Source organism: Methanocorpusculum vombati (assembly GCF_026891935.1).
Taxonomy (GTDB): domain Archaea; phylum Halobacteriota; class Methanomicrobia; order Methanomicrobiales; family Methanocorpusculaceae; genus Methanocorpusculum; species Methanocorpusculum vombati.
On sequence record NZ_JAPTGC010000006.1, the window covers coordinates 143846 to 152431 of the forward strand.

Annotated in this window: 14 protein-coding genes and 3 tRNA genes; 4 read left to right on the top strand and 13 right to left on the bottom strand. The window is 53.5% G+C overall.

Going from position 1 to position 8586, the window contains the following annotated elements; all coding sequences use genetic code 11:
• The first annotated feature begins 136 nt into the window (after positions 1–136).
• Positions 137–400, top strand: a complete 264-nt coding sequence (locus O0S09_RS05815) for a stationary phase-response protein (RefSeq protein ID WP_268923026.1) — start codon at positions 137–139, stop codon at positions 398–400.
• A gap of 13 nt (positions 401–413) precedes the next feature.
• Here O0S09_RS05815 and O0S09_RS05820 read toward each other — a convergent pair whose 3' ends face one another.
• Both O0S09_RS05820 and O0S09_RS05825 read right to left on the bottom strand, forming a co-directional pair.
• Complete coding sequence (locus O0S09_RS05820; protein ID WP_268923027.1) at positions 414–674, bottom strand: DUF1922 domain-containing protein; 261 nt, start codon at positions 672–674, stop codon at positions 414–416.
• Positions 671–2101: an aldehyde dehydrogenase family protein gene (locus tag O0S09_RS05825; RefSeq protein WP_268923028.1), complete on the bottom strand. Its 1431-nt coding sequence runs from the start codon at positions 2099–2101 to the stop codon at positions 671–673. The genes O0S09_RS05820 and O0S09_RS05825 overlap by 4 nt, the downstream gene beginning before the upstream one ends.
• Positions 2102–2335: 234 nt before the next feature.
• Between O0S09_RS05825 and O0S09_RS05830 the strand changes: the two genes are divergently transcribed.
• The 3 genes from O0S09_RS05830 to O0S09_RS05840 all read left to right on the top strand — a co-directional run bounded on the left by O0S09_RS05830 (position 2336) and on the right by O0S09_RS05840 (position 2668).
• Positions 2336–2444: transfer RNA gene (locus O0S09_RS05830), tRNA-Tyr, on the top strand.
• A 30-nt stretch (positions 2445–2474) separates the two neighbouring features.
• Positions 2475–2547 (top strand) — tRNA-Asp (locus O0S09_RS05835).
• Positions 2548–2595: 48 nt separating this feature from the next.
• Positions 2596–2668: transfer RNA gene (locus O0S09_RS05840), tRNA-Asp, on the top strand.
• Positions 2669–2730: 62 nt separating this feature from the next.
• Here O0S09_RS05840 and O0S09_RS05845 read toward each other — a convergent pair.
• From O0S09_RS05845 to O0S09_RS05895, 11 genes are read right to left on the bottom strand one after another with little or no spacing between them, the layout of a single operon-like run.
• Positions 2731–3222: a hypothetical protein gene (locus O0S09_RS05845; RefSeq protein WP_268923029.1), complete on the bottom strand. Its 492-nt coding sequence runs from the start codon at positions 3220–3222 to the stop codon at positions 2731–2733.
• 53 nt (positions 3223–3275) lie between these two features.
• On the bottom strand, positions 3276–3653 hold the full coding sequence (locus O0S09_RS05850) for a prefoldin subunit beta (RefSeq protein WP_268923030.1): 378 nt from the start codon (positions 3651–3653) through the stop codon (positions 3276–3278).
• Positions 3654–3655: 2 nt separating this feature from the next.
• Positions 3656–3931 (bottom strand): KEOPS complex subunit Pcc1, encoded by a 276-nt coding sequence (locus tag O0S09_RS05855; protein ID WP_268923031.1) that lies wholly within the window; start codon positions 3929–3931, stop codon positions 3656–3658.
• Positions 3928–4329: a Brix domain-containing protein gene (locus O0S09_RS05860; RefSeq protein WP_268923032.1), complete on the bottom strand. Its 402-nt coding sequence runs from the start codon at positions 4327–4329 to the stop codon at positions 3928–3930. The genes O0S09_RS05855 and O0S09_RS05860 overlap by 4 nt, the downstream gene beginning before the upstream one ends.
• Positions 4326–4457: a DNA-directed RNA polymerase subunit P gene (locus O0S09_RS05865; protein WP_268923033.1), complete on the bottom strand. Its 132-nt coding sequence runs from the start codon at positions 4455–4457 to the stop codon at positions 4326–4328. The genes O0S09_RS05860 and O0S09_RS05865 overlap by 4 nt, the downstream gene beginning before the upstream one ends.
• 4 nt (positions 4458–4461) lie before the next feature.
• On the bottom strand, positions 4462–4746 hold the full coding sequence (locus O0S09_RS05870; RefSeq protein ID WP_268923034.1) for a 50S ribosomal protein L37ae: 285 nt from the start codon (positions 4744–4746) through the stop codon (positions 4462–4464).
• 50 nt (positions 4747–4796) lie between these two features.
• Positions 4797–5501, bottom strand: coding sequence for a ribosome assembly factor SBDS (locus O0S09_RS05875; RefSeq protein WP_268923035.1), 705 nt, complete (start codon positions 5499–5501; stop codon positions 4797–4799).
• 9 nt (positions 5502–5510) lie between these two features.
• Positions 5511–6338: an archaeal proteasome endopeptidase complex subunit alpha gene (gene psmA / locus O0S09_RS05880; RefSeq protein WP_268923036.1), complete on the bottom strand. Its 828-nt coding sequence runs from the start codon at positions 6336–6338 to the stop codon at positions 5511–5513.
• A 2-nt stretch (positions 6339–6340) separates the two neighbouring features.
• Entirely contained in the window at positions 6341–6790 is a 450-nt protein-coding gene (locus O0S09_RS05885; RefSeq protein ID WP_268923037.1) for an Rpp14/Pop5 family protein, read from the bottom strand.
• Positions 6787–7440 carry an RNase P subunit p30 family protein gene (locus O0S09_RS05890; protein WP_268923038.1) on the bottom strand — a complete coding sequence of 218 codons (654 nt, stop codon included), beginning with the start codon at positions 7438–7440 and terminating at the stop codon, positions 6787–6789. Before O0S09_RS05890 ends, O0S09_RS05885 begins: the two co-directional genes overlap by 4 nt.
• 19 nt (positions 7441–7459) lie before the next feature.
• Positions 7460–8044, bottom strand: coding sequence for a 50S ribosomal protein L15e (locus tag O0S09_RS05895; RefSeq protein WP_268923039.1), 585 nt, complete (start codon positions 8042–8044; stop codon positions 7460–7462).
• Positions 8045–8586: the final 542 nt, after the last annotated feature.

Below are 8586 nucleotides of genomic sequence, written 5' to 3' on the forward strand. Positions count from 1 at the left end.
ACTGATACTATTATTCCGCCCGGCACATATAGATAGCATGCTTTATCACTGTGGACGCTCTAACCTTAAGCATAGTTTTGGGGTATGCTATCCTGTTCTATCAGGATAGACCAGGCTTTCAGGAGGGATTTTCAACATGGCAAGTCCGGAAGAGATGATAAAACAGTGTGTGATGATGCTTCAGGCAATCAGCGAGGATTCGACGATTCCCCGCAACATCCGCCGTGTCGCAGATGAGACAAAAACCGTGCTTCTTGATGAGAAGAAGACTACCGGCCTGCGGGCCGCAGATGCTCTGTCCTTAATTGACGAGATCAGCAACGATCCGAACATGCCGGTGTATGCCCGGACCAGTATCTGGCAGCTCGTTTCTACGCTTGAAGCGGTTCCGCTTGACTGAAATACTATCTCAGTCACTTTTTTTTCAGTGTTTTTTCAGCAGGGGAAGAGCTGTACATGCTTGCTGCCGATACAAAGCCGGAGTTTTTTGGTGCGGTAAAGGATCTCAGCACTGCTCCTGCCTCGTCTGCGGAGTCTGAGACTGCGAGGAGTTTTGTCTTTGTCATATCGATTTTATGGCCGCAGATGCAGGTCTTTGTTGCATGCGTGAGATCGGCAACCTGCATCCGTCTGCAGCGCGGGCAGCCGATCACCGCGAACCCCTCACGTATCATACGAAGGAGAACCGGTGGCGCACAACCACCAGCCGTTTTTCCATAAATTCATCGATCAGATACTTCGGCCCTTCCCGTCCGATACCGGAAAGTTTTATTCCGCCATAGGGCATGGAGTCTGCACGGAAGGTCGGGTAGTCATTGATGACGAGTGTTCCTCCTTCAAATTCCATGGCGGCTTTTTCCAGGATGTCCAGAGAGTTGGTGAAGACACTTCCCTGCAGACCGTATCTTGATTCGTTCACCATCCGGGTGACCTCGTCAAAATCCGAGTACCGGCGGACGATGATCATCGGCGAAAACATTTCACTTGAACAGACGCCCATCTCGGATGAGGTGCGTTCCAGAACCGTCGGGTAAAACAGCGCACCGTCACGTACGCCGCCGACCAGAATGCGCGCGCCCCGTATTACCGCCTGCTTGATCTTTTCCTCGGTCTTCACGGCTTCCATCTCCGAGATCATCGGACCTACATCGGTTTCCGGCAGACGGGGATCTCCTACAACAAAGGATCGCATGTGTTCCAGGATCATCGCAAGACAGGTGTCGTAAATGTCGTCGTGGAGGTAAACCCGCTGTACGCTGATGCAGCTCTGACCTGCGTTGACTACAGCACCTTCCGCAATCCTCCGGGCGGCATAGGCGAGATCCGCATCTTTGTACACGACTGCCGGTGCGTTTCCTCCCAGTTCAAGGCTGATGCGCCGGCCGGGGAACAGTTCTTTCAGCCGCCAGCCGATTGCAGGACTTCCCGTAAAGGACAGTACGGTAAAACGGGGATCACGTACCAGTGTTTCGGCGTTGGAGCCGAAGCAGGGGACCACATTGACGGCGTTTGCCGGGTAGCCTGCTTCGAGTACCATGCGGGCGAGCAGGAGGGCTGAGAGGGACGTTTTTGTGGACGGTTTGAGAACAAAGGAACATCCCGCGGCAATTGCCGGACCTATTTTATGACAGGCAAGGTTCAACGGGTAATTGAAGGGTGTGATGCACAGAACGGGACCTGAGGGTACTTTGTAGTAGTAGCCGGTGTAGCCTTCGCCAAACTCGGTGCTGTCCATGGGGATGACTTTGCCGGTAAGCCGGACGCTTTCCTCGGCAGATATCCGCATTACGGATACGGCACGGGTTACTTCAAGATGTGCCTGCCGGACCGGTTTGCCGGATTCATGGATCAGGATCTGTACGAATTCTTCGCGGTGTTCTTCGATTTTGTCTGCGATCAGCCGGAGAATCTCTGCGCGTCGGTGACCGGGCAGGATTTTTGTTTCGGCAAATCCGAGGGTGGCACAGTCGGCCGCACGTGCCTGATCGTCCATGCCTGCAAGGCAGATTTCGGCATATTTTTCACCGGTATAGGAAAATATCACCGGAATGCTATTTGGACTGCGGGTTAGCTTACCCCCGATATAGTATGGTTCTCCCATTTTTTCTCTACTCCCCCAGGTTGTTTCGTTCTATTCTCTTCTGTTCTTTCTATTAAAGAGTTGGGAATATGACAAAAACAGATCCGGGCAGACCGGCGTGGTATCGGTATTCCGATTCGTGGGCTGAAATTCGGTCAATGCCGATCATTTGTAGGCAATAAACGGGTTTCGGTGCAATGCCCGGCAAATCGTCATGTTTATATTTCCATACGACATTCTTATTAAAGCAGTCATCCCGACTTAACTCAGATGGTAGAGTGCGCGGCTGTAGTAAGATTAACGCCTGCGGGCGTACTGCGCGGCTACCGCGATGTCCCCGGTTCGAATCCGGGAGTCGGGACCATTTTCATGACCGCAGTCAAAAATTTCATGTGCTCAAGTAGTGTAGTGGCCTATCATGATGCCCTGTCACGGCATCGACTCGGATTCGAATTCCGACTTGAGCGTTCATGTTTTTGATTGCTGTCCAAGGGATGATCTGCCAGAATATTTGTGCTCAAGTAGTGTAGTGGCCTATCATGATGCCCTGTCACGGCATCGACTCGGATTCGAATTCCGACTTGAGCGTTTTCTTTTTCCCGTTTTCAAAAACAGAACGGAACGTTTCCGGATTTTTTTCAAAAAAAATGTTATCCGGAGATCTCCCCTGCACCGTGTTTTCTCGCCATTACCGCGCCGAGGATACCTGCTGCGAACAAAACCAGACCGGCGGCAATGAAGAGATACCAGCCCCAGGACGCCATGACCGTTGCATTGATCAGATAGCCGGCAACTCCGCCCAGAATGCCGCCGAGAAGGGTGGAGGCACCGCCGCCAAGGTCAGCCAAGGATCCGGCAAGTGCCTGTACCTGTTCGGTAATCACGGTATGCAGCAGGACCGTAAACAGGAAGGTCAGAATGCCGGTGAGAGCGAGAATGAGATACCGGCCGCGTGCGGTTGCGTACGCTGCCCCGCACAGCAGCACCACAAAACACAGGGCCAGCCGGAGATCAGATGCTGCCGTTACCGGATACAGCTCCACTACGACCAGGTTGATGGTATACAGCGGCGCAACCATTCCCAACAGCAGCAACAGACATCCCAGAGATCCGGCAGCCTTTTCCACGGATAAAAAACACATACCGTCGTATATCGACGGACAGCTATTTGAAGATAACCGGATGAAAAAAAAAGTTATTCGGCAGTCGGAACGCTGCCTGCACCGGCAACAGCGTCCTGAATCTGCTTTTGCAGCTGGCCTGCCTTTGCGGCCATGGTTTTCTCCTGCTTTTCCAGAGAACCCACGCGAAGCTCAAGGGAATCGATCTTCTCCTGAAGCTCTGATGCGACTGCATCCTTGTTTTTCTGGATCAGAATCGAACCTGCCGAGGAGAATACAACTGCATCCTCTGCTGCGGCGCCGAGTTCTTCAAGGGCGCGTTTGGTCTCGCGAAGCGTCATCTCATACTGCATCTTCTGGGAAGATACCTGCTGCAGCTGCTGCTGAATCTGCTGAAACATTGCCAGCTGCTGCTGAATCTGCGGGGGGATACCCGCCTGTGGGTTTGCCATTTTTACAACTCCAATACTTCTTTACACACATTCACTAACCGGAGCCACATATTCAGCGAAGCACGAAGGGCTGCTGCATCCTCCGCCTCCACAAACAGTGTCACAACTTCCCCGTCACGGGAAATGCGCACGCGTGACTTTTCTCCCGGATCCGATCCTGCTTCCGGTGCAAGAACCGCATACAGTTTGTCCGCATACGGACACGCAAACCGGAACTCTGCCGTATGCGTCGGCACGCAGACCTCCGCCCCGAGAACATCCGCACCGCTGCCGGTCATACCATGACCTGCAGAATGTACTGCATCTTCTGGGTTCCATAGAACACAATCGGTCCCGGTGCCCCCGCGTCAAACATTACGGGAAGATGCGGCGACAGCGCATCATACAGTTCACGTTCCCGGATAACAAATCCGTGACGGAACGGTACGGTCCGCTCGCTCATCAGAACGTTGGTAATCAGCATGGAAAAAACGATCTTTCCCGATACGGTCAGATCAAATATCTGGCCGCCGCGCTTTGCGCCGGACAGAAAAATTATTACCGGGTCTTCGGCGTCCATTGTCCGAAGACCAGCTTTTCCCCGCTGAACATACGGGAGATCGAGCGCAAAAGCGATCTCTTTTGCGAGTCTGCGCACTTCCGGTGACGGTTTGCGCGATGAAGTTACGAACGTCATCGGGCTTTCAGTACTTTCGTTCCGGCACCGCGCGCCTTAAAGAGAATACGGTGTCCGCAGTAGGGACAGCGGACATTTGCATCAATCTCAACTGTTTGTTTACAGCGGGCGCACTTGTAACTGACCATTCGGTTATACTCCTTTGGTCTCGATAGAGCGGAGAACGACCTTTAAGGCAGGAGTCTGCGGGACATATGCACCACCGGCATACTTGTATCCGCATTTCTTGCACTCCCAGATGCCGGTTCCGACGCGCTTGACTGCAACGGTGTCGCACATCGGACACAGGTGCTTTGCACGGGAAATCTTCTCACTCTCATTTACCATCTTACGGTTGAAACGACCATATCTCGGACCAAAACGTCCGGCACTGCCGGTAACGCGTCCCTTTGCTACGTGCTTGCTCTTGGATGCCATAGTTATTCCTCAGAAATATCTACTATTATTGGTTCTCAGATGTTTTAATCTTATTCTAAAATCTTGATCTGGGCGTCGCCCTTTGCCGCATGGTTTGCCAGGCTGAAAAACTCTTCCTGCATTCCTGCGGGGATTCTGACGACGCAAATCCACGATCCGTCATTCTGCCATTCGTTCTTTTCCATTGTGACATATGCTGCGCCGGAAACCGCGCCGAATGCCCGGGCCGCGAAGTCCATCGGGAACCGGACTGCAATTTTGCGCTCTTCAAACCGGATCGGAAGGATCGGCCGCAGGGCTTTTACGGTTTCCTTTACGAGTTCGTCCACTGATTTAAACGGGTCAAAGTTGATGCGGACTTCTTCGAGCGCAAGTTCGATACGGGTTGCCGGATGCGGCAGCCCGGTCTGCGGGTTTACCGCGTTGCGTGCGATGAAGGTGATGACGCGGCGGCGTTTTTCTTCCATGAGGCGGCGGCGCTGTTCGGTCGTTAAGTGGATTTCCCCTTTGAGGATGATCTGTTTTGCAATCTCTTCAAAGACGGTGGTCTTGAATACCTTTTCCAGGTCCTCTTCGGGCGATTTGTCGCCGTGCGAGGCGTTTTCATACACGTAGAGTGCGGCGACTGCGTCTTCAATTGCAATACTTTCGTCGCCGTGGCGCATCTTGTCAGCGAGTTCCGGGTCCACCAGAATTTCGAACCGGAGACCGTGTGTTTCCAGCCGGGCCGTTACTGCATCATCAAGCGAGATCATCTGTTTTCCTCACGCGTCCGTTTTTTTGTCTTCGGTATGTGCTTTGGAAAACTTTGCGACCGCGGTCTTTACCTCTTCGGCATTGAGTTTCCGGAAGGGAAGAACGGCGGTTTCGGAGCCGACCGGTGCTTCGACTTTCTTGGACGTCCGTTTCTTTGCGGAGTACGCGCCGGCAATGCCGATCTCAACGGTGTTTACATCGAATTTGCCTTCGGTTGCGGTGTGCAGGGCTTTCAGACCGAGATCGATTGCTTCTTCGGCGGTCATGTTCTCTTTGTATTCGGATTCAAAGAGTTTCATTACTGCGGGTCTGCCGATGCCGATGCCGGTTGCGGTGTATTCAAGGAGCGTGCCCGACGGGTCTGTTTCAAAGAGCCGGTAACGGGTTTCGCCGCCTTCGTTGTCTACCCCTGCAATCAGCAGGGCGGTGCCGTACGGGCGTGCACCGCCGAAGAGGGTGTATGTCTGCATGTGGTCGCAGAGTTTTTTGGCAAGGGTTTCTACATCGATCGGTTCGCCGTAGCTGACACGGTTGATCTGTGCTTCAATTCTTGCACGGTCGACCAGGGCACGGGCGTCTCCGACGAGGCCGGAGGAGGCGACGCCGATGTGTTCGTCGATCATGAAGATCTTTTCAATGGATGAGGGTTCCAGAAGGCGGGAGCTGACGCGTTTGTCAACGAGGAGAACAACGCCGGTTTTGCATTTGATGCCAACGGCGGTTGTTCCGCGCTTTACTGCCTCGCGGGCATATTCAACCTGATATAAGCGCCCGTCGGGAGAGAACATCGTAATGGCACGATCATAGCCTCCCATCTGATATTGTTGTGGCTGCATGGTTACTCCTTATGTATATCATCTCGTGTGAGATATTGTTGCGTATTATTACCTTTGAGACTATCAACTTTTTTGCCGGAGCAGCGATAGCCCGGCAGGCTGTCATTGTCCCAGGTGGTACTTTTGATATGATTTTTGACGCCGTGTACTGTTCCGGATACGGCAATCGTCCGGAACACTGCGGCATATCCGCAGAGTTTGGTGATGACGGCAGCGCAGGCGGTTGTCTGTTGTTCCCATCCTCTGCGGCACCGGATAACGGCGTGTTCGCCGTCGGACCAGATGACTGCGATGTGCATCTGGGCTGAGCCTGCGTCGCCGAAGAGTTCTGCTGCTGCGTCCCGGACTGCATGGTAGATTTCTTTTTGCGGCGGCATTGCGGGGAATTCGCCGGTGATTTTTACCAGAAGGTACCGGCGGTTTTCCCGGAGGGTCGGGGGGAGCGGTCTCATGCTTCCTCCTTTTCTACAACCGTTACCAGCTGCGGCGGGGAGAGAACGGCGTCAAGGCTGTTCAGTGCGGTATAGACTTCCGGCCGTGTCATGCCGAACAGGGAGCAGAGTGCGAGGGTTTCGGCGATGTTTCTGAGGCCGAAGATGGTGTCTGCTCCGCTTGCAATGACGAGCGGGAAGTGATACTTCCGCTGCAGGAAGAGGATTTCTGCATATCGGGAGAGGGCGGTTCTCCGGCTTTTCGGGTTGATGATGCGGGAGAGATCCAGGACGATGCCGGTGTGATGGTCTGCCGCCATTTTTGCGATGATGTGATCGAATCCTCCTTTGGGGAGGTCGGTGATGCCGGTTAAGAGATGCACACCTTTGGTGGTTATTGCTGTCCGGTTGAAGCTGTTTTCTCCGGCACTGACCAGGATCACGGAGTCGGCGGGGCTTTTTCTGACTGCGTCAAGGAATTGTCTGCCGTTTTGTCTGCTGCCGATGATTTTTCCGCGGAGAACGGTTACTCCTGCGTAGGATGCGGGGATGTCCGGGGCGCTGCCGCAGAGAACTACACGGGAAATTCCGCAGGATTTTGCGGTGAGCAGTATGCGGCGCGGTGTTGCGGGTCCGTCCTGATTTGCAAATATGCAGGCGTCGGTAATCATAAGAAAAAAGAATACAGGGTTATTTGCCCTGGTTCTTGTGGGAGCGGATGCTCGGACGGCACTTTTCGGTACCGGTTCCGCGGTTGTGGAGTCCGCGTCCTTTTCTTCCTGCGGAAGATTTTCCACGGTAGACCCGTCCACGGGTGGTTGCAATCCAGGCAAGGTTCTTGTCGGCAAGAACTGCGGGGCTGCTGCGGTCTACGAGGATTACTTCGAAGTATTTGCACTTTCCGTCCTGTCCAACCCAGTAGGAGTTTAAGACTTCCATGTTCGGGTAGCGGTCCTGTGCGCGTTCTTCTGCGATGGTCTGCAGGTTCTTTCCGGGGGTTGCTTTGCGCATTCCCATACGGTTGGTTCTGCGTCCGCGGATGTACCGTGATTTTCTGCGGCCACCGCGGCGGATGGATGCACGAACGACGATGATGCCCTGCTTGGCTTTGTAGCCGAGTGCGTGGGCGCGGTCGATACGGGTCGGGCGCTCGATACGGACGACGGCACCCTGACGGCGCCATACCTGCATTCTCTCCCAGAGGAGTTTCTTTACACCGGAGTCTGCGGGTTTTTTCCACGCATCCCGAACGTATCCATACATTGATTTGGACATTTTTTCATTCACCTCAGGTTCAGCAGTTTTTGTTTCAGGGTTGCCCCAAGAAACGGTCTGCCACATTCCTGTGATATACAGCTGCCCTTTACGGGACAGCTATAAACTCTCTATTATTGGATGTATGAGGTATAAAATAGTGTGGGAGAATGGGGCGGGATTTGCTCCAAAAGTCTGAAATAAAAAAAACTCTGACTTTGGTTTTTCTTGGGTAACCACGGAACACACTGAATAGAAGGAGTTCCACCAAAAATGTGATGTGAAGAAAGTACTTTGTAGTTTTTCTGGACGGTGTAGATGAGTTAGTGGTGAGTGGGCAGAATGGGAAAAGAAAACGCAGATAACGCAGATGCGCCTAACGGCGCTGCTTCGCTCATCGCATTTGCTCTTCGTCGCTCGCCATCCCGTCCGAGCGGACGGGTGGCGTTGCTATCGCAAGCGCGACGGCAAATGCTCGCGAAGCTCCCACTCATCCCTTATCCTGCACCAGCTTCGCGAGCATTTTTAGCTGCGTTTGCGACAGCAACGAGCAACCGCCCGGC

Excerpts from the sequence above, each read along its gene's own strand:
- psmA (WP_268923036.1), bottom strand. The coding sequence starts at position 6,338 with ATGCAGCCACAACAATATCAGATGGGAGGCTATGATCGTGCCATTACG.
- O0S09_RS05865 (WP_268923033.1), bottom strand. The coding sequence starts at position 4,457 with ATGGTCAGTTACAAGTGCGCCCGCTGTAAACAAACAGTTGAGATTGAT.
- O0S09_RS05870 (WP_268923034.1), bottom strand. The coding sequence starts at position 4,746 with ATGGCATCCAAGAGCAAGCACGTAGCAAAGGGACGCGTTACCGGCAGT.
- O0S09_RS05855 (WP_268923031.1), bottom strand. The coding sequence starts at position 3,931 with ATGACCGGCAGCGGTGCGGATGTTCTCGGGGCGGAGGTCTGCGTGCCG.
- O0S09_RS05895 (WP_268923039.1), bottom strand. The coding sequence starts at position 8,044 with ATGTCCAAATCAATGTATGGATACGTTCGGGATGCGTGGAAAAAACCC.
- O0S09_RS05845 (WP_268923029.1), bottom strand. The coding sequence starts at position 3,222 with ATGTGTTTTTTATCCGTGGAAAAGGCTGCCGGATCTCTGGGATGTCTG.
- O0S09_RS05885 (WP_268923037.1), bottom strand. The coding sequence starts at position 6,790 with ATGAGACCGCTCCCCCCGACCCTCCGGGAAAACCGCCGGTACCTTCTG.
- O0S09_RS05820 (WP_268923027.1), bottom strand. The coding sequence starts at position 674 with ATGATACGTGAGGGGTTCGCGGTGATCGGCTGCCCGCGCTGCAGACGG.
- O0S09_RS05850 (WP_268923030.1), bottom strand. The coding sequence starts at position 3,653 with ATGGCAAACCCACAGGCGGGTATCCCCCCGCAGATTCAGCAGCAGCTG.
- O0S09_RS05860 (WP_268923032.1), bottom strand. The coding sequence starts at position 4,329 with ATGACGTTCGTAACTTCATCGCGCAAACCGTCACCGGAAGTGCGCAGA.
- O0S09_RS05815 (WP_268923026.1), top strand. The coding sequence starts at position 137 with ATGGCAAGTCCGGAAGAGATGATAAAACAGTGTGTGATGATGCTTCAG.
- O0S09_RS05890 (WP_268923038.1), bottom strand. The coding sequence starts at position 7,440 with ATGATTACCGACGCCTGCATATTTGCAAATCAGGACGGACCCGCAACA.
- O0S09_RS05875 (WP_268923035.1), bottom strand. The coding sequence starts at position 5,501 with ATGATCTCGCTTGATGATGCAGTAACGGCCCGGCTGGAAACACACGGT.
- O0S09_RS05825 (WP_268923028.1), bottom strand. The coding sequence starts at position 2,101 with ATGGGAGAACCATACTATATCGGGGGTAAGCTAACCCGCAGTCCAAAT.